Origin of the sequence: Streptomyces sp. Root431 (genome assembly GCF_001426585.1) — a bacterium.
GTDB classification, from domain to species: Bacteria; Actinomycetota; Actinomycetes; order Streptomycetales; family Streptomycetaceae; genus Streptomyces; species Streptomyces stackebrandtii.
The window spans coordinates 107,474-130,536 of sequence record NZ_LMEI01000010.1 but is presented as its reverse complement, the minus strand read 5'-3'; the positions used below and the strand labels follow the sequence as shown (position 1 = coordinate 130,536).

The 23,063-nt window shown below is 71.8% G+C and carries 23 protein-coding genes; 8 read left to right on the top strand and 15 right to left on the bottom strand.

Annotation, left to right across the window (positions count from 1 at the left end):
• Window positions 1-28 precede the first annotated feature (28 nt).
• A complete protein-coding gene (locus ASC82_RS18235; RefSeq protein WP_056648891.1) occupies window positions 29-901 on the bottom strand; it encodes a hypothetical protein in 873 nt (290 codons plus the stop codon).
• 82 nt (window positions 902-983) lie between these two features.
• Here ASC82_RS18235 and ASC82_RS18230 point away from each other — a divergent pair, with 82 nt between their 5' ends.
• Together ASC82_RS18230 and ASC82_RS18225 are read left to right on the top strand one after the other, a co-directional pair.
• On the top strand, window positions 984-1,766 hold the full coding sequence (locus tag ASC82_RS18230) for an SDR family oxidoreductase (RefSeq protein ID WP_056648889.1): 783 nt from the start codon (window positions 984-986) through the stop codon (window positions 1,764-1,766).
• Between the two features lie 175 nt (window positions 1,767-1,941).
• Window positions 1,942-3,504 (top strand): sodium:solute symporter family protein, encoded by a 1,563-nt coding sequence (locus ASC82_RS18225; RefSeq protein ID WP_056648888.1) that lies wholly within the window; start codon window positions 1,942-1,944, stop codon window positions 3,502-3,504.
• Here ASC82_RS18225 and ASC82_RS18220 read toward each other — a convergent pair.
• The 7 genes from ASC82_RS18220 to ASC82_RS18190 all read right to left on the bottom strand — a co-directional run bounded on the left by ASC82_RS18220 (window position 3,489) and on the right by ASC82_RS18190 (window position 11,252).
• Complete coding sequence (locus ASC82_RS18220; RefSeq protein ID WP_056648886.1) at window positions 3,489-4,607, bottom strand: ADP-ribosylglycohydrolase family protein; 1,119 nt, start codon at window positions 4,605-4,607, stop codon at window positions 3,489-3,491. The two genes, ASC82_RS18225 and ASC82_RS18220, sit on opposite strands and share 16 nt — an antisense overlap.
• Window positions 4,608-4,823: 216 nt before the next feature.
• Entirely contained in the window at window positions 4,824-6,218 is a 1,395-nt protein-coding gene (locus ASC82_RS18215) for a TerD family protein (RefSeq protein WP_056648884.1), read from the bottom strand.
• A gap of 16 nt (window positions 6,219-6,234) precedes the next feature.
• Complete coding sequence (locus ASC82_RS18210; RefSeq protein WP_056648883.1) at window positions 6,235-8,817, bottom strand: bifunctional FO biosynthesis protein CofGH; 2,583 nt, start codon at window positions 8,815-8,817, stop codon at window positions 6,235-6,237.
• A 59-nt stretch (window positions 8,818-8,876) separates the two neighbouring features.
• Window positions 8,877-9,275, bottom strand: coding sequence for a hypothetical protein (locus ASC82_RS18205; RefSeq protein ID WP_056648881.1), 399 nt, complete (start codon window positions 9,273-9,275; stop codon window positions 8,877-8,879).
• The gene (locus ASC82_RS18200) at window positions 9,272-9,556 is read right to left on the bottom strand and encodes a hypothetical protein (protein WP_056648879.1); all 285 of its coding nucleotides are present in this window, start codon (window positions 9,554-9,556) and stop codon (window positions 9,272-9,274) included. Before ASC82_RS18200 ends, ASC82_RS18205 begins: the two co-directional genes overlap by 4 nt.
• An 18-nt stretch (window positions 9,557-9,574) precedes the next feature.
• Complete coding sequence (locus ASC82_RS18195) at window positions 9,575-10,411, bottom strand: LLM class F420-dependent oxidoreductase (protein ID WP_056648876.1); 837 nt, start codon at window positions 10,409-10,411, stop codon at window positions 9,575-9,577.
• A gap of 199 nt (window positions 10,412-10,610) precedes the next feature.
• The gene (locus ASC82_RS18190; protein WP_157863476.1) at window positions 10,611-11,252 is read right to left on the bottom strand and encodes a hypothetical protein; all 642 of its coding nucleotides are present in this window, start codon (window positions 11,250-11,252) and stop codon (window positions 10,611-10,613) included.
• Window positions 11,253-11,406: 154 nt separating this feature from the next.
• On the opposite strand from ASC82_RS18190, the gene ASC82_RS18185 reads away from it, so the two are divergent.
• Both ASC82_RS18185 and ASC82_RS18180 read left to right on the top strand, forming a co-directional pair.
• Entirely contained in the window at window positions 11,407-12,177 is a 771-nt protein-coding gene (locus ASC82_RS18185; protein ID WP_242427701.1) for a GNAT family N-acetyltransferase, read from the top strand.
• Window positions 12,178-12,305: 128 nt separating this feature from the next.
• On the top strand, window positions 12,306-12,773 hold the full coding sequence (locus tag ASC82_RS18180) for a carboxymuconolactone decarboxylase family protein (protein ID WP_056648871.1): 468 nt from the start codon (window positions 12,306-12,308) through the stop codon (window positions 12,771-12,773).
• On the opposite strand, the gene ASC82_RS18175 is transcribed toward ASC82_RS18180, so the two are convergent.
• Window positions 12,739-13,221, bottom strand: coding sequence for a GNAT family N-acetyltransferase (locus ASC82_RS18175; RefSeq protein WP_056649568.1), 483 nt, complete (start codon window positions 13,219-13,221; stop codon window positions 12,739-12,741). The two genes, ASC82_RS18180 and ASC82_RS18175, sit on opposite strands and share 35 nt — an antisense overlap.
• Before the next feature lie 47 nt (window positions 13,222-13,268).
• Here ASC82_RS18175 and ASC82_RS18170 point away from each other — a divergent pair, with 47 nt between their 5' ends.
• Together ASC82_RS18170 and ASC82_RS18165 are read left to right on the top strand one after the other, a co-directional pair.
• The gene (locus ASC82_RS18170) at window positions 13,269-13,715 is read left to right on the top strand and encodes a carboxymuconolactone decarboxylase family protein (RefSeq protein ID WP_056648869.1); all 447 of its coding nucleotides are present in this window, start codon (window positions 13,269-13,271) and stop codon (window positions 13,713-13,715) included.
• Window positions 13,716-13,752: 37 nt separating this feature from the next.
• A complete protein-coding gene (locus ASC82_RS18165; protein ID WP_056648867.1) occupies window positions 13,753-13,968 on the top strand; it encodes a hypothetical protein in 216 nt (71 codons plus the stop codon).
• 133 nt (window positions 13,969-14,101) lie between these two features.
• Here the strand turns inward: ASC82_RS18165 and ASC82_RS18160 are convergent, their stop codons facing one another.
• From ASC82_RS18160 to ASC82_RS18135, 6 genes are all read right to left on the bottom strand, one after another.
• On the bottom strand, window positions 14,102-15,667 hold the full coding sequence (locus ASC82_RS18160) for an APC family permease (RefSeq protein WP_056648865.1): 1,566 nt from the start codon (window positions 15,665-15,667) through the stop codon (window positions 14,102-14,104).
• Between the two features lie 261 nt (window positions 15,668-15,928).
• A complete protein-coding gene (locus ASC82_RS18155; protein WP_056649565.1) occupies window positions 15,929-17,383 on the bottom strand; it encodes an aldehyde dehydrogenase family protein in 1,455 nt (484 codons plus the stop codon).
• Between the two features lie 26 nt (window positions 17,384-17,409).
• Complete coding sequence (locus ASC82_RS18150) at window positions 17,410-19,149, bottom strand: D-aminoacylase (protein ID WP_056648863.1); 1,740 nt, start codon at window positions 19,147-19,149, stop codon at window positions 17,410-17,412.
• 145 nt (window positions 19,150-19,294) lie between these two features.
• Entirely contained in the window at window positions 19,295-20,419 is a 1,125-nt protein-coding gene (locus ASC82_RS18145) for an LLM class flavin-dependent oxidoreductase (protein WP_056648861.1), read from the bottom strand.
• A 97-nt stretch (window positions 20,420-20,516) separates the two neighbouring features.
• On the bottom strand, window positions 20,517-21,278 hold the full coding sequence (locus ASC82_RS18140; protein WP_056648859.1) for a glucose 1-dehydrogenase: 762 nt from the start codon (window positions 21,276-21,278) through the stop codon (window positions 20,517-20,519).
• 14 nt (window positions 21,279-21,292) lie between these two features.
• Window positions 21,293-22,213, bottom strand: a complete 921-nt coding sequence (locus ASC82_RS18135) for an LLM class F420-dependent oxidoreductase (protein WP_056648857.1) — start codon at window positions 22,211-22,213, stop codon at window positions 21,293-21,295.
• A gap of 197 nt (window positions 22,214-22,410) precedes the next feature.
• Here ASC82_RS18135 and ASC82_RS18130 point away from each other — a divergent pair, with 197 nt between their 5' ends.
• Both ASC82_RS18130 and ASC82_RS18125 read left to right on the top strand, forming a co-directional pair.
• Window positions 22,411-22,632: a type II toxin-antitoxin system VapB family antitoxin gene (locus ASC82_RS18130; protein WP_024756966.1), complete on the top strand. Its 222-nt coding sequence runs from the start codon at window positions 22,411-22,413 to the stop codon at window positions 22,630-22,632.
• Window positions 22,629-23,039 carry a PIN domain-containing protein gene (locus ASC82_RS18125; RefSeq protein WP_056648855.1) on the top strand — a complete coding sequence of 137 codons (411 nt, stop codon included), beginning with the start codon at window positions 22,629-22,631 and terminating at the stop codon, window positions 23,037-23,039. Before ASC82_RS18130 ends, ASC82_RS18125 begins: the two co-directional genes overlap by 4 nt.
• The last annotated feature ends 24 nt before the right edge of the window (window positions 23,040-23,063 follow it).

Sequence of the window (23,063 nt, the reverse complement as noted above, 5' to 3'; positions counted from 1 at the left end):
AGGGGGCTCGGCCCTTTTCTCCTGCCTGTCAGCGCAGTTCGTCCACGTACCGGTCCGTGCCCGGGACCGTCGGGATGAACGGTGCCACCAGCTCCACCCGGCTCCCCGCGCTGCCGAGGGTGTCGAGGTCGGCGAAGTGGTCGGCCCAGCACTCGCGCGGGTCCCGCTCCAGGAACCAGAGCAGGGTCAGCCGGGTGTCGACGCCCTCGACCTGCTTCACGTACGTCATGCGGTCGCCGGGCAGCGGGGTCGGACGGAAGGCCGTCACCATCGCCGCCGGTGAGCCGGCCAGCCGCCGGGGCAGCTCCCTCGACCGCAGCCGGTCGAGCAGCTCCGCCCGCGCCTCGGGACCGTCGCTGTCGACGACCTGGAGGATCAGCCCGGCGTAGGGGTGGTCGAGGGCGTGGAAGTCACGCGGCCCGCCCGCCCCGTCGCGGTACACGGTCGCCTCGTGGTCCTGGAAGGCCGTGAAGACGTGCGTACGGTCCTGGTGGACGCGGGCGTCGCGGTTGAGCCGCTTGTTGATGGCGACGGTCCACTTCATGTGCTCGTCGTAGCGGCCGTCGGTGATCCAGTACGTGGAGAGGTAGCAGCCCGCGGTGACGGGCTGCGCGACGGCGGACTTCTCGGGCCGGCGCAGCTCCTGGAGCTCGCGCGTGGCGACCCAGCGCCGGCCCGCGTACATCCACGGCATGGCCATGGCTCCCGCGTAGTAGTGGTCGTCCTCGTACCAGCGGTTGTAGGCGTACTCATGGCCCGGGTGCGGTTCGACCATGGTGATCAGGGCGTGGCCGGGGCGCACGCCGTAGGGGCCGACGGCGGCCAGTTCCGCGTACGTCTCGCTCGTCGCGCCGGTGGCGGTGCGGGTCTCCTCGCCGGTGGTGCGGGTCTCCTCGCTCACTCGCGTATCCCTTCCCAAGTCGGTGACGGAGACCTACTCTGACGGACCGTCAGATGCTTCGCCAGGGTCGAGGAGGGTCCGGATGCTGCTCCAGGGGAAGACGGTCGTCGTGTCGGGGGTCGGGGCCGGGCTCGGTCATCGGATCGCGGAGACGGTGGTGCGGGACGGCGGGAACGCGGTGCTCGGCGCGCGTACCGAGGCGAACCTCGCCAAGTCCGCCGCCGAGATCGACCCGGAGGGGCGCCGTACGGCGTACCGGGCGACGGACATCACCGACGAGGAGCAGTGCGCGGCGCTCGCCGGGCTTGCCGTCGAGCGGTTCGGCGGGGTGGACGCGGTCGTCCATGTCGCCGCCTGGGACTCCTACTTCGGGGGCCTGGAGGACGCCGACTTCGCGACCTGGCAGGCCGTCCTGGACGTCAATCTGCTGGGGACGCTGCGGATGACCCGGGCCTGTCTGCCGGCGCTCAAGGAGCGCGGCGGGTCGGTGGTGCTCATCGGGACGCAGTCGGCGATCGCGGCGCCCACGCAGGTGCGGCAGGCGGCCTACGCGGCCTCGAAGGGGGCGCTGACCTCGGCGATGTACTCCCTCGCGCACGAGCTCGGGCCGCACCGGATCCGGGTCAACACCGTGCTGCCGGGGTGGATGTGGGGGCCGCCGGTGCAGGCGTACGTGCGGTTCGCCGCGCACACCGAGGGGGTGTCGGAGGCGGAGGTCCTCGCCCGGCTCACCGAGCGGATGGCGCTGCCGGAGCTGGCGACGGACGGGGACGTGGCGGAGGCCGCGGCCTTCCTCGCCTCGGACCGGGCGCGGGCCATCACGGGGCAGTCGCTGCTGGTCAACGCCGGGGAGTTGATGCGCTGACATCGGCCGGAGCCCGCCTCGGGGCCCCCTTCACAAGTTCATAGGTGTGAACAAGGGTCAGTAAACAGAACGTTTTTACTGTCCCTTGACCCTCCATTGCCTTGTCCCTGCCTTGCCGCTCCCCACACGATGAACGGCGTTCACAAGGCGGACCAGACCCCTTGGAGGGGGCTCCATGAACAGTCTCGACTGGGCCGTGCTCATCGGCTACTTCGGCGTGATGGTCGCGATCGGCGTCTGGTCCCACAAGCGCGTGGACAACGTCTCCGACTTCTTCACCGCCGGAGGCAAGATGCCCTGGTGGCTCTCCGGCATCTCGCACCACATGTCCGGCTACAGCGCGGTGATGTTCACCGGATACGCCGGCATCGCGTACACCTACGGCGTCACCTCGTACGTCACCTGGTCCTTCCCCATCGCCATCGGCATAGCGATCGGCGCCCACCTCTTCGCGCCCCGCCTCAACAGGCTCCGCTCACGGCTCCACGTCGCCTCCCCGCTGGAGTACCTGAAGAACCGGTACAACCTCCCCACCCAGCAGGCCCTCGCCTGGTCGGGCGTCCTCCTGAAGATCGTCGACGTCGGCGCCAAGTGGGCCGCCATCGCCACCCTGCTCTCCGTCTTCACCGGGATCTCGCTCAACCAGGGCATCCTCATCACCGGCGTGATCACCGGCATCTACTGCACGGTCGGCGGCCTGTGGGCCGACGCTCTCACCGAACTCGGCCAGTTCGTCATCCAGTTCTTCGCCGGCATCGCCATGCTCGTCGCCGTCCTCGCCAAGCTCGGCGGGGTCAGCGCCCTGTGGGACGTCTGGGACCGGCCCGAGCTCCAGGGCCACACCGCGCCCACCGCCGGCCCGTACACGCTGACCTTCCTCCTCGCCTACCTCTTCATCAAGACCTTCGAGTACAGCGGCGGCATGTGGAACCAGGCCCAGCGCTACATGGCCACCCCCAACGCCCGCGAGGCCACCCGCTCGGGCCGGCTCTCCGCCGTCCTGTGGTTCGTCTGGCCGCTCGTCCTCTTCTTCCCGATGTGGGTCGCGCCGCTGCTCGTCGACCCGAAGAAGCCCGACGCCTCCGACAGCTACGCCCTGATGACCGAGCAGTTGCTCCCGCACGGACTGCTCGGCCTGGTCGTCGTCGGCTTCTTCTCGCACACGATGGCCATGTGCTCCTCCGACGCCAACGCCATCGCGGCCGTCTTCACCCGCGACATCGCTCCCGTCCTCAGCAAGGCCGCGCGGAGCTGGACGCAGCGGGCGGGGCTGATCGCCGCGCGCTGGTCGACGATCGCCTTCCTCGCCCTGTCGATGGCGGTCGCCACGCAGGTCAACTCCCCCACCTTCAAGGACATCATCACCGTCGTCATCAAGTGGGTGGCCGGTCTGATGGGCCCGATCGCGATCCCGTTCATGCTGGGCCTGCTCAAGGCCTTCCGGAAGTCGGGGCCGACGGCGGCCCTCGTCTCCTGGGCGGCCGGGCTCTTCGTCTTCTGGCTCACCAACTACGGCCTCGACGGCGTCGAGCTCCAGATCCAGATCGTCTCGCCGCTCGCCACCTCCCTCGTGCTGTACGTCCTCATCGGCTTCGTCCGGCCGGAGGACACCCCGGAGCGGGACGCGCTCCTGGACCGGATCGGCACGGATCCGGACGGGGACGAGGACGGGAGCGGGGCCGGGGCCGCCGGGATTCCCGCCCAGGGCGGCGCCCGGACCGATCAGCCCCTCGGGTAGCGCGCCAGCCAGCCCGGCGAGGCCTCGGTGGGGGTGTGGAGGGCGGCGCCCTGCGTCATCTCCATCGAGAAGTCGTCCGCGAGCTCAAGGACCGTCCCACGGCCCTCCAGTTCGGCCAGCCAGGCCGGCGGGAGGGCCGTCTCGCCGTGCAGGGCTCCCAGCAGCGCGCCGGTGAGCGCCCCCGTCACCGACGAGGGCCCGTCGTGGTTCACGGCGAGCCGCAGCCCGTGCCGGACGTCCTCGCCGACCAGCGCGCAGTAGACGGCCGCCGCCAACTGCCCCTCGGCCCGGTCCTCGTCCGCCCCGAGGGCGGCCACCCGCTCCGCGTCCGGCGCCCCTTCCCGTACGGCTCCGAGGGCCGCGGTGAGGGCCTCGGTGACCGGCTCGTGGCCGGGACGTTCGGCCAGCTGCCGTACGGCCATGGCCACCGCCGCCTCGACGGAGCCGCCGCGCGCGAGCCCGTGGACCGTGACGGCGAGGGCGCCCGCCGCGAGGGTGGCCTCCGGGGCGCCGTGGGTCTGCGCCGCGCACTCCACCGCGAGCTGGCAGACGAGCTGCGGCTCCCAGCCGACGAGGAGCCCGAAGGGGGCCGAGCGGACGAGCGCGCCGGAGTCGGCGGCCTGCGGGTTCTTGGGCTTGTCGAGGGTGCCGAGGTGCTCGTCGCCGAGGCCGGTGAGGCAGGCGCGGGGCGGGTTGCGGCGGGCGTAGAGCCACTCCTCGCCGGCGAGCCAGCCGTTGTCCTTGCGGCGCTCGTCGGGGCCCCAGTCGTACTGGGTGGCGGCCCAGCGGAGGTGGGCCCGGTGGACGTCGGTCGGCGGGTGCCAGGCGCCGGTGTCACGGCGTACCTGGGCGCGGATGAGGCCGTCGACGGTGAAGAGGCTCATCTGGGTGGCGGCGGTGACGGCGCCGCGCCGGCCGTACGCGGGCACGGGCTCGGTCAGTCCGTCAGGTCCGTGGGCCTCCCGCGTCGCCGCGAGGGTGAGGCCGTCGGCCCCCGCCCCGAGCGCGTCACCGACGGCTCCGCCGAGCAGACAGCCCCGTACGCGGGCCCGGAAGTCCTGCTGTTCGGCGCGGCCCCACACGGCTGCGGCTGTCGTGGCCACGACGTGCCCTCCCCCGGTCGGCGGTTCGCTGACGGTTCCTCGCCGCACTGTAATCGACCGGGTACGCCCGATCGGGGACCGGAACGTTATGTGATCCGACGCCCTTCCGGCCGCTTTTGACCGCAGTTCACCCGAGGTTCGACCACGGGCCGAAAGGGCGCCGGAGGTACGCGCATCCCGCTAGGGCCTATCCGGCCCTGATCCGCCGGACAGGCCCTAGCGGCGGCGGGTCCAGAAGCTCGTGATCCTCGACGCGCCGGGCTCCACGGACCAGCCGCCGTCGGCCTCGATCACCAGCAGGCGAGGACCCCGGGGGATCGAACCGCTGCCGCGCCCCCGGTCCCGTCTGCTGTACGTGTCCTGCGCGTGTCCGCCGCGACGGTGGACGTTCACACCGAAGTACCCCTCCTTGTCCTCGTCGCCCTTGAACCGGAACCTGACGTCGGTCTCCTCGCCGGTGTGGGCCAGGACGTCCGGCCCACAACCCTCCACGGGACCGTCGAACGGACGCAGGGTCGACACCGGCCGAAGCCTGATCGTCCACGCGGCCATACCCGGCGCGTCGACCCTCAGCCGCAGCGGCGACCGGCCGTCGTGGTGGAAGACGCCCACCCCGTGCAGGTCCGGGAGGCCGCTGCCCAGGACCTCCCGCCATCGGCGCCCGCGCACGGTCAGCGTGACGACCTCGATGTACCCGTCGCCCTTCCTGAGCACGTCGACGACCACGAAGCCCTTGGGGAGGGTGAGGCCGGGATCGACGTCCTCCTTCCCACGACCCGAGAACTCGACGGGCTCGAACTCGGGACCCATCTCGCCGGGAAGGTCGTTGCAACGCGCCAGTGGCACGCCGAGGGCCGGCGCGGAGAGCGGCGCGGCACCGCCCACCTTGCCGACGACCCCGACTGCGAGGGGCACGGGGGCGGGGGCAGGGGCGGGGGCCTGGACGGGGGCGGGCGCCTGCACCGGCACCACCACCGCTTCCTCCGGCGGCACCACCGCCGCTTCCTCCGCTGCCGCTCCCGCCGACGGCACCACCGTCTCCTCCGGCACCCTCTCCATCGGAGCCTCGACAGCCTCCTCCGGCACCGCGAACCCGAAGTCCTCCGCCAGGCCCGGCAGTCCGGAGTCGTACCCCTGCCCCACCGCGCGGAACTTCCACCCGCCGGCCCTGCGGTAGAACTCACCGAGCAGGATCGCCGTCTCCGTCGTCGCGTCCTCGACCGCGTACAGCGCCAGCTGCTCCCCGGTGGTCGCGCTCACCGCCCGCAGGTACAGGTCCTCGACCTCACCGAACGTCGCGTCGTCGCAGGACGCCGCGACCACGATCCGCTCCACGGCCGGCTCCACGCGGCCGGGGTCGATCTCCAGCCAGTCCGCGACCACCTCGCCCTCGCCCCGGACGTTCCCCGTCAGCCGCACGCCGCTGCCGGCGTGCGCGGACTGGTTGTAGAAGACCAGGTCCTCCCCGCCCCTGACCTTGCCGTCCGCGCCGACGAGCAGCGCCGCCGCGTCCACCTCCGGTGCTCCCGGCCCGTCGGACCGGCGCACGACGGCGACCCGCATCGGCTCGCCGCTGAGCGGAAGGTTTTCCCCCTTGATGATCTGCGTCATGGACGCATCATCCCGCTCACTCCTGGACGAGCGGCAGGAGTTCCGGAAGATGGCCGTCGGAGGCGGTCGCGGTGCGCTGACGCTCCTCCGGCACCTCCCCGTAGAGGGTCGTGCGGGGCTTCGCCGGGCGGCCCGCCTCGTCCGCGATGGCGACCAGGTCGCGGATCGAGCGGTACGAGCCGTAACTCGACCCGGCCATGCGGGAGATGGTCTCCTCCATCAGGGTGCCGCCCAGGTCGTTGGCGCCCGAGCGGAGCATCTCGGCGGCGCCCTCGGTGCCCAGCTTCACCCAGCTGGTCTGGATGTTGGGGATGTGCGGGTGGAGGAGGAGACGGGCCATGGCGATGACCGCGCGGTTGTCGCGGGCGGTCGGGCCGGGGCGGGCGATGCCCGCGAGGTAGACGGGCGCGTTGGTGTGGATGAAGGGGAGCGTCACGAACTCGGTGAAGCCCCCGGTCTCCTGCTGGATGCGGGAGAGCGTCCGGAAGTGGCCGAGCCAGTGGCGGGGCTGGTCCACGTGTCCGTACATCATCGTCGAGCTCGACCGGATGCCCAGCTCGTGGGCGGTGGTGATGACCTCGATCCAGGTGGCGGTGGGCAGCTTGCCCTTGGTGAGGACCCAGCGGACCTCGTCGTCGAGGATCTCGGCGGCGGTGCCGGGGATCGAGTCGAGTCCGGCCTCCTTCGCGGCCGTCAGCCACTCCCGGATCGACAGGCCGGTGCGGGTCGCGCCGTTGACGACCTCCATCGGCGAGAAAGCGTGCACGTGCATGCCGGGGACGCGCTCCTTCACCGCGCGCGCGATGTCGAAGTAGGCGGTGCCGGGCAGGTCGGGGTGGATGCCGCCCTGCATGCAGACCTCGACGGCGCCGGCCTCCCAGGCCTGCTGGGCGCGGTCCGCGACCTGGTCGAGGGAGAGGGTGTACGCGTCGGCGTCGGTGCGCCGCTGGGCGAAGGCGCAGAAGCGGCAGCCGGTGTAGCAGACGTTGGTGAAGTTGATGTTCCGCGTGACGATGTACGTGACGTCGTCGCCGACGGCGGCCTTGCGGACGTCGTCGGCGATGCGGGTGAGCGCGTCGAGCGCGGGCCCGTCGGCGTGGAGCAGGGCCAGCGCCTGGGCGTCGGTGAGCTTCGTCGGGTCGTCGGCGGCGGCGGCGAGGGCCTCGCGGACGTCGGTGTCGATGCGCTCGGGCACCATGCCGGGGGCGGCGGCCTCGCGGAGCGCCTCCCAGTCGCCGTACACCTCGTCGAAGTCGTCGCGCCGGTCGTGCGTGCGGCCCGTGGTGTCGATGGTGCGGTGCAGGTCGGTGCGGCCGGCGGCGGTGAAGGCCTCGTCGGGCTCCTGCCAGGGCAGGCCGCGGACGGGCGCGTCGGGGTCGGCGAGGCCGGTCTCGGGGTCGGCGAGGGCGCGGACGTGCGGGAGGAGCCGGGGGTCGAGCCAGGGCTCGCCGCGGGTCACGAACTCCGGGTAGACGCAGAGGCGTTCGCGCAGCTCGAAGCCGGCGGCGGCGGACCGCTCGGCGAGCTCCTCGATCCGGGGCCAGGGGCGCTCGGGGTTGACGTGGTCGATGGTGAGCGGGGAGACGCCGCCCCAGTCGTCGATGCCGGCCGCGATGAGCCGCTCGTACTCGGAGTCGACCAGGTTGGGCGGGGCCTGGAGGCAGGCGGAGGGGCCCATGATGAGCCGGGCGACGGCGACGGTGGCGACGAGGTCGTCCAGCTCGGCGTCGGGCATTCCGCGCATGGCCGTGTCGGGCTTGGCGCGGAAGTTCTGGATGATCAGTTCCTGGATCGAGTGGTACGCGCGGGCCACGCGGCGCAGCGCGAACAGGGACTCGGCGCGCTCCTCCAGGGTCTCGCCGATGCCGAGCAGCAGTCCGCTGGTGAACGGTACGGAGGACCGTCCGGCGTCCTCCAGGACGCGCAGCCGCACGGCGGGGTCCTTGTCGGGGGAGCCGTAGTGGGGGCCGCCGGGCTCGGACCACAGCCGGGTCGCGGTCGTCTCCAGCATCATGCCCATGGAGGGCGCGACGGGCTTGAGGCGCTGGAAGTCGGTCCAGGACAGGACGCCGGGGTTGAGGTGCGGAAGGAGACCCGTCTCCTCCAGGATCCGGATCGCCATGGCCCGTACGTACGCGAGGGTGTCGTCGTAGCCGTGCGCGTCGAGCCACTCCCGCGCCTCGGGCCAGCGGTCCTCGGGCTTGTCACCGAGGGTGATCAGGGCCTCCTTGCAGCCCATCTCGGCGCCGCGGCGGGCGATGTCGAGGACCTCGTCCGGCGACATGAACATTCCGTGCCCGTCGCGGCGCAGCTTGCCGGGCACGGTGACGAAGGTGCAGTAGTGGCACTTGTCCCGGCAGAGCCGGGTGAGCGGTATGAACACGCTCTTCGAGTACGTGATGACCCCGGGCCGCCCGGCGGCCTCGAGTCCGGCGTCCCGCACGCGCCCGGCGGACGCGACGAGATCCGCCAGGTCCTCCCCGCGCGCCCGCAACAGCACGGCGGCCTCGGCGACATCGAGCGCGACCCCGTCCCTGGCCCGCTTGAGTGCGCGACGCATGGCGTTCTCGGTGGGACGTGCTGCCTGGTGATCCGTCATGAACCGAGCATACGAGCGGGCGCCACGGGGCGGGTTCGGGTCCCCGTAGTAGGGGGCGGTCAGTGGTGGCCCAGCATCCCGGGCGAGTCGATGTCCACCGTCACGATGCCGGGCGGGTATCGGTCCTCGTGAGCCGTGAGCAGGATCGACATGCCGGTGAACTGCGGCCGGGGGGAGGCGCAGTAGAGCGCATGACAGGTGTCCAGGCCGCCGAAGCCGTCGCGGACGAGGGTGCCGACGGTCACGGCCGCGACGGTGTCGAGGTTGTCGACGGCGACGGAGGACAGGCTCAGGACGGCGCGGCCGACCTCCTCGCTCGCCGCCACCGCCTCCGCCAGGCAGAGGGCTGGGACCCACATGACGTCACCCGGGGTGTTCGCCATGTTGGCGGCGAGCTGGTTGAGGGCCTTGTGGCCCTCGGCGATGGCGAGCGCCGCGCTGGTGTCGAGGATGATCACGCGGCTGCGCCCCGGGCGACCCGGACCTTCTCCGCCGCGATCTTGTAGATGTTGCCGAGGACGTCAGGCGCCTGGTCGAACTCCTCGTCGCTCATGTCCACGCCCATGTTCCGGCGGGCCACGTCGCGGTCCGCCTTCAGCCGCTCGGCGATCTGCTCTCGGGTGGGCTCCTTCTCCGCGAGCTGCTGGACCAGCTGGCCCAGGGTGAGGCCGCGCTCGGCGGCGAGGGTGGCCAGGTGGTCGCGGGTCTCCTTGGAGACCTGAATCGTCGTCGTCGCCATAGGTGAACTATAGCGAGCTCACGGCAAGTACCGGGCGAATTCATCCAGAACGCCCAGGACCTCCCCCTCGCCCCCCGGCGGCAGCTGGAGAACCACCTCCTCGCAGCCCAGATCCGCGTAGTGCGCGAGCTTTCCGGGGTTCGGGAGGATCGCGTAGGGAACGACCTGGAGGGTCTTCGGGTCGCGGCCCGCGGTCTCCCAGGCCTCGCGGAGGACCGGGAGCGACTCCGTCAGGCCCCGGCCGCCGATCGGCATCCATCCGTCGGCCTCCGCGGCGATCCGCGCGAAGAGCTTCGGGCCCGCCGCGCCGCCGAGGAGGATGCGGGGCGCGGCGCCGCGGGCCGGCTTCGGCCAGGCCTCCGACGCGCGGACGGAGCGGCCGAACTCCCCCTCGTACGCCGTGGGTTCCGGCGCCCACAGGGCCCGCATCAGGGCCAGCCGGTCGTGGGTGAGGTCCCGGCGCGTGGACCAGTCGACGCCGTGGTCGGCGGCCTCCTCGCGGTTCCAGCCGTAGCCGACGCCGAGGGTGAAGCGGCCACCGGAGAGGTGGTCGAGGGTCGCGATCTGTTTGGCGAGGGCGATCGCGTCGTGCTCGGCGATCAGCGTGACGCCGGTGCCGAGCCCGAGCCGCTCGGTGACGGCGGCGGCCTGGCCGAGCGCCACGAAGGGGTCGAGGATGCGGCCGTACTCCCGGGGCAGTTCGCCGCCCGCCGGGTAGGGCGTCGTCCGCTCGACGGGGATGTGGGTGTGCTCGGGGAGGTACAGCCCGGCGAAGCCGCGCTCCTCCAGCTCGCGCGCGAGCCGCACGGGGGTGATGGTCTCGTCGGTCAGGAAAATCGTGGTCGAGATCCGCATAGCGGCACGGTAGGGGGTGCGGCGCGCGATTCCGAGGGGTACGACACGGCGCGGGCGCGCGATTCCGAGGGGTACGGCTCAGGGCGCGCCGTGCGATTCCGAGGGGTACGGCTCAGGGCGCGCCGCGCGAATCCGACGGGTACGGCTCAGGGTGCGCCGCGCGAATCCGAACGGTCCGACACGGCGCCCGCGTCTCCGCTCAGGGTCGCCGTACCGGGTCCGCCGCCCGCTGCTCCGCCGCCAGGTCGCCGTAGCCGCCCCTCTCCCACACCCGTTCGCGGAAGCGCTGGAGGGTGAGCGGGGCGCGGTCCTCGCCGGGGACGTCCACGAAGTGGACCGTGCCGCAGCGGTGGCAGTACCAGCCCTGCGACCACAGTTCCTCGGCGCGGTGGCGGCCGCGCGTCAGGTGGGCGAAGGCGGTCCGGCGCCGCCGGAGCTCAAAGAGGACCAAGACGACGACGCCCAGGGCGACGGCGGAGACCCAGCCCAGGAACGACAGGTCCGGGCCCAGCTCGTGCGGCGTCCCGATCATCCCGAAGTCCGCCTCGGATGCCGGCTCGTCCTCCAGGGCGCCCCCGACGAAGACCCAGCCCATGGCCGAGGCGACGCACACGAACCCGGCGAGGAAGCCGACACAGCTGATGGGGTGGGAGGGCGATTCGGGCACCGGCGCGAGCGCGTCGGAGAGCCCGGTGGTCACCGTCCTCGTCACGGTCCGCAGGTCGCCGTCCCGGTTCCGCTCGCGGCTGGTGACCGCGTCCCGGCCGGCGAGGTACACGGCCGGAACGGCCTGCACCCGGTCGTCCTTGCCGCATCCCGGGCAGGTGTGTGTCCGGCTCATGGCTCCCCCTCCGCTGTCCCCGTCGTCCTGCGCATGTCCTACGTCATGCACTGCGTCATGCACTGACCAGGGTGACGGGCTCATGCCAGAGATGGTTCCTGCCCGCGCGGAAAACCGCCTGCGCCTTTCCGCCCCTCCCCCCTACCGTGGCCCGGTGCTGAACCGAATCGAGTCGTACTACGACGCCGTCCCCCGCTCCTCCGCCCGCGCCGAGGCGCACGGGCCCCTGACCCTGTTCGTACAGGAGGGGAAGGGCTGGCCGTACTACGCCCGCCCCACGCTCGGCCACACCGGCGACGTCCCGGTCGAGGCCGTGGAGGCGGTGCGGGCCCGGCAGCGGGAGCTCGGGGTGCCGGAGGCCTTCGAGTGGGTCGCGGAGACGACGCCCGGGCTGCGGGCGGCCGTGGAGGCGAGCGGGCTGACCGTGCACGAGCACCCGCTGATGGTCCTGGAGGGCGACGGGCTCGCCGTGCCCGACCCCGAGGGGGTCACCGTCCGGCTGGTCGACGCGCACGACACCGCTCTGGAGACCGCCGTCGCCGCCCCGTACGCGGCTTTCGGCATGGAGCCGCAGCCCGGCACCGCCGAGCGGGTCGGCGAGCGGATCGGCGCCGGGCTGACCCGGCTCGCGGCGGCCTTCGACGGCGCGGGCGAGGCCCTCGCGTCCGGGCAGCACCAGCCGGTGGGGCCGGTCTCCGAGGTCGTCGGCGTCGGCACCGTCCCGGCGGCCCGCCGCCGCGGCCTCGGGCTCGCGGTGACGGCCGCGCTCGTCGCGGACGCCCGCGCCCGGGGCGCGGAGCTGGTGTTCCTGACGGCCTCGGACGCGGACGTGGCCCGGCTCTACGGTCGGCTCGGCTTCCGGACGATCGCGACCGCCCTGATCGCGGAGCCCGAGCCCGAACCCGTTCCGGAGCCACAGGCGTAGGCGTAGAGCTCCTCAGAAAGTTCTTCGAAAAAAGTTCTCGGGTCGTGTCACATCCGCGTCGCCCCATCCGTCAGTGCTGTGAAAGCGACGAACGAACGACCCGCGAGAGACACCGAGGAGCGATCGCCATGCTGCACGAGCCCAAGCCCCGCATGACCAACCCCGCCTACGTCCTGCCCGGCGCCGGCCCGGCGATCATGGACCTGGTGAAGGCCGCCCGCCAGGGCGGGGTCCCCGAGTCGACCCTGGAGCTCGTGCACCTGCGGGCCAGCCAGATCAACAGCTGCGGCTTCTGCGTCGACATCGGCGCGAAGAACGCCAAGAAGGCCGGGGTGAGCGACGAGAAGCTGTTCGCCGTCGCCGCCTGGCGCGAGGCGCCGTACTTCTCCGACGAGGAGCGGGCGGCCCTCGCGCTCGCCGAGGCCGCGACGCGGCTCGCCGACGTCTCGGACGCCGTGCCGGACGAGGTCTGGGACGCCGCCGCCGATCACTTCGACGAGAAGCAGCTCGCGTCGATCGTCCTGATGGTCGCGATCACCAACCTCTTCAACCGGATCAACGTCACCGTCCGGCAGCCGGCCGGGGTCGGGCTGTAGGGGGCCGGACCATCAGGACGTCGACCGGGTCCTCGGTCTCGTACCGGAACCCTTCCCGCTCGTAGAGACGGCGGGCCGCGCTCCCCTGGAGGACGACCAGCCTGACGGGCACCCCGTGCCCGTCGGTCCGGTCGAGCAGTTCGCGCAGCACCGCCGTCCCGAGCCCCCGCCCCTGCGCCTCGGGGGCCAGATAGAAGTGCTCGAGCCAGAAGCCCTCGCCCTCCTCGTACGGCCGGAGCGTCACGCAGCCCGCGAACGCGCCGCCGACCTCGATCACCGAGGTGTACGCGGGCGAGAACCCGTCCCGCAGCCGCTGCCGCACCCGGTGCTCGTCGTAGCGGCCGAGCCGCACCAGGTCGTCGCGCATGACGACCGCCCGCAGCTCGGCGACCGGCTCGACGTCCTCCGCCCTGCCGGGCCGCAGCGACCAGTTCGCTTCCCCGTACACGTATTCCACGTCAGCATCCTAAGGAGCCCGCCGTGAGCGCCGCACGCATGTCCAACCCCGCCTCCGTCCTCCCCGAGGCCACGCCCGCGATCTTCCAGCTGATCAAGGCCGTCCAGTCCGGCGGCGACGTGCCGGCCTCCACCCTCGACCTGGTCCACCTGCGCGCGAGCCAGATCAACGGCTGCGGCTACTGCGTGGTCGGCGGGGCGCTGAAGTCGCAGAAGGAGGGCGAGACGGACGAGCGGCTGCACGCGGTGGCCGCCTGGCGGGAGACCCCGTACTTCACCGAGGCCGAGCGGGCGGCGCTGGCCCTCGCCGAGTGCGCCACCCGGCTCGCGGACCGCGCGGACGCCGTGCCGGACGACGTGTGGGAGGAGGCCGCGCGCCACTACGACGAGAAGCAGCTGGCCCAGATCGTGCTGTGCATCGGGGTCTCCAACCTCTTCAACCGGCTCAACGCGACGACCCGGCAGCCGGCCGGCGGGACCTGGTAGTCGTAACCGGATCCGTCCCGTCCGCGTTGGAGCGGACATGAAGAGGATCCTCACCGCAGCCGCCCTGACCGCCTTCGCCGCCGCGGGTCTCGCGGGCGCCACCGCCGGAACCGCCGCCGCCGACACCGGCGGCATGAACCTGCCCTCGGTCGTCCCGCTCAGCGGCGTCCTGACCCCCAAGGCGAAGCCGGCCGGCACCCCCGACCTGCCGCCGGCCAACGCCGCCGTGGAGCGCCTGCTCCCCGGGCACTGACCCCGTACAACCCGGTACAAGCCCCGTACGGCCCCGTACGAGCCCGGTACGACGCAATGACGAAGGTGGCGGACCCCCCACGGGCCGCCACCTTCGCGTTTCGTATGACTCAGGATTCAGCTACTGCCACCGGTCAGTCGGCGACCACCAGCGACGGGGTCTCCTTCGTCAGGATCTCGCCGCGGAAGAACGCCGGGCTCTTGCGCTGCATGACCAGCATGATCACCACGCCGAGGAGCAGCAGCCCCACGCCGATCACGAAGACCGAGCCGACGCCGAGGACGGCGGAGCCGGAGCCGTAGGCCGGGTCCCACATGTCGTACAGGGTCTTGCCGAAGACGGCCGTGAGCATCAGTCCGCCGAGCAGCGGCATGAGGCCCTTGTAGGCGAAGTCCCGGCCGGAGCGGAAGAGCTCGCCGCGGAAGTACCAGACGCAGGCGAAGGCCGTCAGGGCGTAGTAGAAGCAGATCATCAGGCCGAGCGCGTAGATCGTGTCGACCAGGACGTTCTCGCTGACGAGGGTCATCACGGTGTAGAAGACGCCGGTGGCGACGCCGGCCACGACGGTGGCCTTGCCGGGGGTCTTGAACACCGGGTGGACCTTGGTGAAGGACTTCGGCAGCGCCTCGTACGTGGACATGGCGAGCACCGTGCGGGCGACCGGGATGAAGGTCGTCTGGAGGCTCGCGGCCGCCGAGGCGAGGACCGCGACGAAGAGCAGGATGCCGAGCGTCGGGCCCATGACGGGGCCGGCGAGGGCGGCGAAGACGTTGTCGGAGGTCTCCGGGTTGGCGAGGCCGAGGCCCTCCTCGCCGGAGCCGACGGCCATCTGCGCGGCGATGCCGGTGGCGAGGTACGAGCCGACGAGCACGACCATCGCGATGAGCGCGGCGCGGCCGGGGGTCTTCGCGCTGCCGGTGGTCTCCTCGTTGGTCGCCATGCAGGCGTCCCAGCCCCAGTACATGAAGATCGAGAGCGAGAGGCCGGCGGTGAAGGCGGCGAAGGACTGGACCGCGAAGGGGTTCATCCAGGACCAGGAGAAGGAGACCGAGGTCTCGAAGTCGCCGGCCTTCGACAGCGCCATCGCCACGAAGACGACGAGGACGACGAGCTGGAGGCCGACGAGGGCGTACTGGATGCCCTTGGTGGCGGTCATGCCGCGGTAGCTGATGGCGGTGGCGACGGCGATGAGGGTGAGGCAGGTGAGGATGTGGACGGCTTTGTTGTCGTCCAGGGCGGCGATGGATTCGCTGCCGCTGAGCTCGCCCGCGAGGAGCCAGAAGTAGGAGGTCGCGACGCCGGCGAGGTTGGACAGCACGATGATCGTCGCGATGACGAGGCCCCAGCCGCACATCCAGCCGATCTTGGGGCCGAAGGCCTTCACGGTCCACGTGAAGGAGGTGCCGCAGTCGGGCATGACCTTGTTGAGCTCCCGGTACGCGAAGGCGACGAGGAGCATCGGGAGGAAGCCGGCGAGGAAGATCGCGGGCATCTGCAGGCCGACCTCGCCGGCCGTGGAGCCGAGCGTCGAGGTCAGGCAGTAGACGGGGGCGACCGTCGAGATGCCGATGACGGCGCTGCCGAGCAGGCCGACGGAGTTGCCTCCGAGGCCCTTGGTGCGGACGGCTTGGGTGCCGCCCGGGTCCTCGACTGGCCTTACCGTGTCTCCGGCCTGGGGCCGTGCTTCCACCTGAGTCATGAACAGGACGTTAAATGCTGCGGTTTCCATATCCGGAAGATCGAAGTCCGCTCACTTGATCGATCATCGCCTTACATTGGGCGGGTCGAAGCGGGCACTCGCCAATGATTGAAAGATCGACGACCGGAACGGGCCGACCAACTGGTAGGTCGGTCAGCTCGTGTCCGATATGCGGGAACCGCAGCCATACCCCAAATGTCCGTTTTCAAAATTTCCCGAGGAATTTTCGGCACGGTTCCCCGGTGTGTCGTCGACCCGGGCTCAGCCCGGCCAGACGACCGACTGGAGCTCGCTGTACGCGTGCAGCGCGTACGAGCCGACGTCCCGCCCGACCCCGCTCTTCTTGAATCCGCCGAACGGCGCCTCCATGTTCCGCCCGATCGTGTTCACGCCGACCCCGCCGGCCCGCAGCCGGGCCGCGACGCGGAAGGCGCGGGCCACGTCGCCGGACCACACGTAGTCGATGAGGCCGTAGTCGCTGTCGTTGGCGAGCGCGATGCCCTCCTCCTCCCCGTCGAAGGGGACGACCACGACGACCGGACCGAAGATCTCCTCCCGGACCACCCGCATCTCGTTGGTGCAGTCGACGAGCAGCGTCGGCGCCACGTAGAAGCCCTTGGCGAAGTCCGGGCGCTCGCCGCCCGCGACCACCCGCGCCCCTTCCTTCCGGCCCAGCTCGACGTACGACTCCACCCGGTCGCGGTGGGCCGCCGAGATCACCGGACCGACCACCGTGCCCCGCTCCGCCGGGTCCCCCACCGTCATGAAGGCCATGAAGCCGGTCAGCTTCTCGACGAGCTGCTCGTAGATCCCGCGCTGCGCGAGCACCCGGGTCGGCGCCGTGCAGATCTGGCCGCTGTAGAAGGCGAAGGTCGTCCCGATGCCCATCACGGCCGAGTCCAGGTCCGCGTCGTCGAAGACGAGCGCGGCCCCCTTCCCGCCCAGCTCCATCAGCTGCCGCTTGAGCGAGCGCCCGCAGACCTCGCCGATCGCCTGCCCGACGGCCGTCGAGCCGGTGAAGGAGACCATGTCGACGTCCGGGGAGTCCACGGCCGCCTGCCCGGCCTCCACCGAGGAACCGGTGACCACGTTCACGACCCCCGCCGGGACGCCGGCCTCCGCGAGGGCCCGGGTCATCGCGTAGACGGAGAGCGGGTCCTGCGGGGCGGGCTTCACGAGGACGGTGTTGCCCATCGCGAGCGCGGGCGCGATCTTCCCCGCCGGGTTGGCCCAGGGGTTGTTGTACGAGGTGATGCAGGTGACCACGCCGACCGGGCGCCGCACCGCCACCGCGCCGAACACCCCGGCCTTGCCCATCGGCCCGGCCTCGTTGATCTGCGGCGGCAGCGCCTGCTCGACCGGCTCCATCGCGCCCCGGGCGTACCGCCGGAAGCGGGAGGAGCCGACCGCGACCTGCATGCCGCGCGCGGTGCCGGTGGTGGCGCCGGTCTCGGCCCGCGCCAGCAGGACGTTCTCCTCGGCGTCCCGGGCCATGAGGTCCGCGGCCCGGTCGAGGATCGCCGCCCGCTCCTCCGGCTTCGTCCGCGACCAGGAGTCGAAGGCCTCCCGGGCCGCGGCGGCCGCCTCGTACACCTGGGCGCGCGAGGCCTCCGGCGCGAGGCCGACGACCTCCTCCGTGGCCGGGTCGATCACCTCGTAGTGGCCGCCCTCGGGCTCGACCCACTCGCCGCCGATGAAAAGCCGCTCGGTCCTCACGCCCTCGGTCCTCACGCTCTCGGTCCTCACCTGGTGCTCACCGTCCTCGTGTCGCGGCCGGAGCGCAGCACCCTGCCGGGGATCGCGCCGGTCACCTCGTCGTCCCGTACGGTCTCCACGCCGTTGACCCGGACCGAGACGATCCCGATCGCGCGCGAGTCGAGCCGCGGGCTGTCCCCCGGCAGGTCGTGCACGAGCGTCGCCGGGCCCGCCTCGATCCGCTCCGGGTCGAAGAGGACGAGGTCGGCGTGGAAGCCCTCCTCTATACGGCCCCGCTCGCGCAGCCCGAAGAGCCGGGCCGGCTCGTCGGTCAGCATCCGCACCGCCCGCTCCAGCGGGACCAGCTTCCGGCCGCGCAGGCAGTCGCCGAGGAACCGGGTCGTGTACGGCGCCCCGCACATCCGGTCCAGGTGCGCGCCCGCGTCCGAGCCGCCGAGCAGGACGTCCTCGTGGTCCCAGGTCTCGCGGCGCAGCGCCCAGGAGGCCGGGTCGTTGTCGCTGGGCATCGGCCACAGGACGGTCCGCAGGTCGTCGTTGGCGCAGATCTCGACGAGGCACTGGAAGGGGTCCTGGCCGCGTTCGGCGGCGATGTCCTTCACGACCCGGCCGCTCAGGCCCTCGTTCTCCTTGCTGTACGTGTCGCCGATGACGTACCGGCCGAAGTGGGCGAGCCGCCGGAAGACCCCGGCCTCCTTGGAGTCGGCGCGCCGCAGCATCTCCGCCCGCACGTCGGGGTCGCGGAGCTTCGCGATCCGCTCGGGGACGGGGAGGGCGAGGATCTCGCCCCAGCCGGGGATGAGGTTGAGCGCGCAGAACGTGCCGAGCGACATGTTCATGGGGGTGAGGATCGGCATGGTGAGGGCGACGATCCGGCCGCCGGACTTGCGGGCGCGCTCGGAGGCGGTGAGCTGGCGCGGGACGCGCTCGGGGACGGCGGCGTCGATGGTGAGGACGTTCCAGTTGAGCGGGCGGCCGGCCGCGGCCGTCATCTCGACGAAGAGGTCGATCTCGGCGTCGGAGAACTGGTCGAGGCAGCCCGCGAGGATCGCCTCCAGCTGGGTGCCCTCGTGCTCGCCGACGGCCTTCGACAGGGCGATCAGCTCGGCGGGCGTGGCGTGCCGGGAGGCGACGGGGGCGCCGTCGCCGTCGGAGTGGGTGGAGGACTGGGTGGTGGAGAGCCCCCAGGCCCCGGCCTCCATGGCCTCCTTGAGGAGGGAGACCATCCGCTCCAGCTGCTCGGGGGTGGGCTGTCCGCCGACGGCGTCGGTGCCCATCACGTACCGGCGCAGGGCGCAGTGGCCGACCATGAAGCCGGCGTTGACGGCGATCCGGCCTTCGAGGGCGTCGAGGTACTCGGCGAAGGAGGACCAGCTCCAGTCGACGCCCTCCTCCAGGGCGGCCAGGGCCATGCCCTCGACCTTGGACATCATGCGGCGCGTGTAGTCGGCGTCCTCGGGCCGGTCCGGGTGGAGCGGGGCGAGGGTAAAGCCGCAGTTGCCGCCGGCGACGGTGGTGACGCCGTGGTTCATGGAGGGGGTGGCGTACGGGTCCCAGAAGAGCTGGGCGTCGTAGTGGGTGTGCGGGTCGACGAAGCCGGGGGTGAGGACGAGGCCGGTGGCGTCCTCGGTGGTCCGGGCCTCCTCGCGGACGGTGCCGGGTTCGGCGACGACGGCGATGCGCCCGTCGCGTATGCCGACGTCGGCGAGGTAGCCGGGGGCTCCGGTGCCGTCCACGACGGTGGCGCCCGTGATCAGGTGGTCGAGCATGACGGTCCCTCTCTGTCCGTGGACGCGGGTGTGCCCCGGACCGGAGGCCGCCGCGGGGGCCTCCGGCCGGGGCCGGTGCGGGGCGGCGGTCCGGGAAGACACCGCCCCGCGCTACTTTCCGGACACGGCCCAGGGCCTGTCCGGCCTACTGGCCCGCGGCCTGGCGGAAGCGGGTCGTGCGGTGGACCGGGTCCGTGTCGATCTTGGGGATCACGTGCTCGCCGATCAGCTTGATCGAGTTCATCGTGTCCTCGTACGAGATCCCGATCGGGATGCCGAAGGAGAGCTGGTCGGCCCCGGCCTGCTCCCAGCGCTTGCACTGGGCGAGGACCTCCGAGGGGTCGCCGCAGATCATCAGCTCCTCCTGGATGAGGAGTTCGATGATCTCGGCGGAGTACTCGGGGAGCAGCTCGGGCCACTCGGGGATGCCCTCGGGGCGGGGGAAGGTGTCGTGGTAGCGGAAGAGCAGCGACTGGAGGTAGTTGAGGCCGCCGGAGACGGCGATCTCGACGGCCTTGTCGTGGGTCTCAGCGCAGATCGCGGTGGAGGTGACCATGACGTTGTCGTTGACGAAGTCGCCGACCGCCTTGGCCTCCTTGATCGCCGTCTTGTACGACTCGACGACCCACTCCATGTCGGAGACCTTCTGCACGCTGAAGCCGAGGACGCCGAGGCCCTTCTTGGCGGCCATGGCGTACGAGGAGGGGGACCCGGCCGCGTACCACATGGCGGGGTGGGAGGCCCCGTACGGCTTGGGCAGGATCTTGCGGGGCGGCAGCGACCAGTGCTTGCCCTGGAAGCCGACGTACTCGTCCTGGAGCCACATCTTGGGGAACTCGGCGATCGTCTCCTCCCAGATCTCCTTCGTGTGGTTCATGTCGGTGATGCCCGGCATGAACCCGAGGATCTCGTGGGAGCCCGCGCCCCGGCCGGAGCCGAACTCGAAGCGGCCGCCGGAGAGGTGGTCGAGCATGGCGACCTTCTCGGCCACCTTCACCGGGTGGTTGACGGGGGCGAGGGGGTTGAAGATGCCGGAGCCGAGGTGGATCCGCTCGGTGGCGTGGGCGAGGTAGCCCAGGTAGACGTCGTTGGCCGAGATGTGCGAGTACTCGTCCAGGAAGTGGTGCTCGGAGGCCCAGGCGTACTTGAACCCGGACTTGTCCGCCTGGATGACGTACTCGGTCTCCTCCATGAGGGCCTTGTGCTCGGCTTCGGGATCGGTCTCGGCCCGCTTGCCGACGTATCCCTGTACGAAGATCCCGAATTCCAAGGGGTTCACCGTCCTCATTATTTCTGACGAACCGTCAGATCTCTGATGTGCCCGACTGTGGCACCGCGAGCGACCGCGGTCAATACCTGATGACTCGTCAGAAAAGGCTGACGCCCGCCAGCCAGCCGCCGTCGATCACGAACGGCTGGCCCGTGATGTACGCCGAGTCCTCCCCCGTCAGGAAGAGCGCGAGCGCCGCCACCTCCGCCGGCCGCCCGATCCGGCCGAGCGGCACGAGCTTGCGGTACAGCTCGGCCGTGGAGGCCGGGTCCACGCCCTCCGGGTTGCTCATCGGGGTGTCGATCGCCCCGGGGCAGACCGCGTTCACCCGGATGTTCCGCGCGGCCAGTTCGAGCGCCGCGACCTTGGTGAGCCCGAGGACGGCGTGCTTGCTCGCCGCGTAGGCGCCGACCCCGGCCATGCCCGTGAGCCCCGTGTACGAGGCGGTGTTGACGATCGTCCCGCCGCCGGCCGCGGCGATCTCGGGCGCGACCGTCCGGATGCCCAGGAAGCAGCCGGTCTGATTGACCGAGACGATCGCCTGGAACTCCTCCAGGGGAGTGGAGAGCAGCTCGTTGAAGCGGAGGATCCCGGCGTTGTTGACGAGCCCGTCGATCTTCCCGAACCGCTCCTTGGCGGCGTCCACGGCCGCCGCCCACTCCTCCTCCTTCGTGACGTCGAGGTGGACGTAGACGGCCCGCCCCTCCCCCAGCTCCTTGGCGAGCGCCTCGCCGGCGTCGTCGAGCACGTCCGCGAGGACGACCTTCGCCCCCTCGGCGGCGAAGAGCCGCGCCTCCTGCTCGCCCTGCCCGCGCGCCGCGCCCGTGACGAGGACGACCCGTCCGTCCAGCTTGCCCATGCCTGCCACGCTCCTCAGTTCAGGTGGGGTGCGACCTCCGTGCCGAAGGCCGCCATCTGGTCGATGAGTTCGGTACGGCTCCGGGAACGGAACCGGACCTGGATCTGGTGGACGCCCATCTCCCCGTACGCGCGCAGGGAGGCGGCGAGCTCCTCGGGGGCGCCGCTGAGGGTGCGGCGGCCGACCTCCCAGCCGGGCTCGCCGACGTACAGCGCCTCGGTGATCGCGCCGACCGTGATCGGCTCGGCGATCCCGGCCTCGGCGCGGAGCCGGAGCAGCCGCTGGATCTGCTGGGCGAGCTTGTCGCGCGGGTCGCCCTGCGGCAGCCAGCCGTCACCCCGGAGCGCGGCGCGGCGCACGGCGGCCGGCGAGGAGCCGCCCACCCAGACCGGGACCCGCTCCTGGGCGGGCCGGGGCAGCTGCCCGAGGTCCTTGAAGGCGAAGAGCTCCCCCAGGTGCTCGGGGTACTCCTCGGGGCCGAGGGCCGCCCGGAGCGCGTCGACGGTCTCGTCGAGGACGGCGCCCCGGCGCGCGAAGTCCACGCCGAGCGCCTCGAACTCCTCCTGGACGTGCCCGGCGCCGACCCCGAGGACCAGGCGGCCCCCGGAGAGGTGGTCGAGGGTCGCGTACGCCTTGGCGGTGACGAGCGGATGGCGCAGCCCGACGACGGCGACGTGCGAGAGGAGCCGGACGCGTTCGGTGGCGGCGGCGAGGAAGGAGAGCGTGGCGACCGGGTCGTACCAGACGGTGCTCATCGCCCCGGCGAGCCGGCGCGGGATGGCGACGTGGTCGCAGCTCGCGAGGTAGTCGAAGCCGTGCTCCTCGGCGGCGCGGGCGACGGCGAGCAGATCGCCGGGGCCTGCGCCGGCCTCCCAGGGCTCGGCGTAGAGGGTGGACTGCGACTGGACGGGCAGCTGCATCCCGTAGACGACCATGGGAACCCCTTAACTGACGCTCAGTCAGATTCTGAAGGGCCCCATCGTCGCCGCCGGAGCGCCACCGGGCAAGGGTCGCGCAGGCGATGTTGATGACGTACGATTTTTTGTACATCGCCAACATCGCCAGCATCGCGACACCGGGACACCGGGACACCGGGACACCGGTGTCCCGGGGCAGCACAGGGAGGCTCGACATGGCCGTGACCCAGATCGACATAGACGATGACGCACTGCAGCGCGCGATGACCCTGTCCAAGGCCAGGACCAAGAAGGAGGCCGTCAACCTGGCCCTCCGGTTCTACGCCGACCGGCAGGAGCGCGCCGCACGCATCGGCCACCACTTCGAGCGCGCACGCACGTGGGGGGCGGTCGAGGACGCCGAGCAGCTGCACCGAGCCGAGAAGGACGGTCGGTGATCTACCTCCTCGACACCTCCGGCCTCGTCCGGCTGCTCAGCGACCCGGCGCTCCAGTCGGCCTGGTACGACGCCATCGACGCCGAGGCGATCGCCTCCTGCTACCCCCAGCGCGCCGAGTTCCTCTACAGCGCCCGGAACAGTCGCGAGTACGACGAGATCGCCGAGATGTTCGCCGACCTCTACCCCGACGTCGCGGTACCCAAGAACGCGGGACGCTGGATCGGCTCCGTACAGCACCGGATGGCGAGGGCCGGGGAGCACAGGAGCGCCTCGGCCGTCGACCTGATGATCGCGGCCACCGCGGCCCATCACGGGCTGACCGTCCTCCATGACGACGTCGACTACAGGACCATCGCCCGGCACGCGGCCGACCTGAGCGAACACAGCGTCCGCGACGTCCGATAGGGCCGCGCGGCGGTGCGCCCCCAT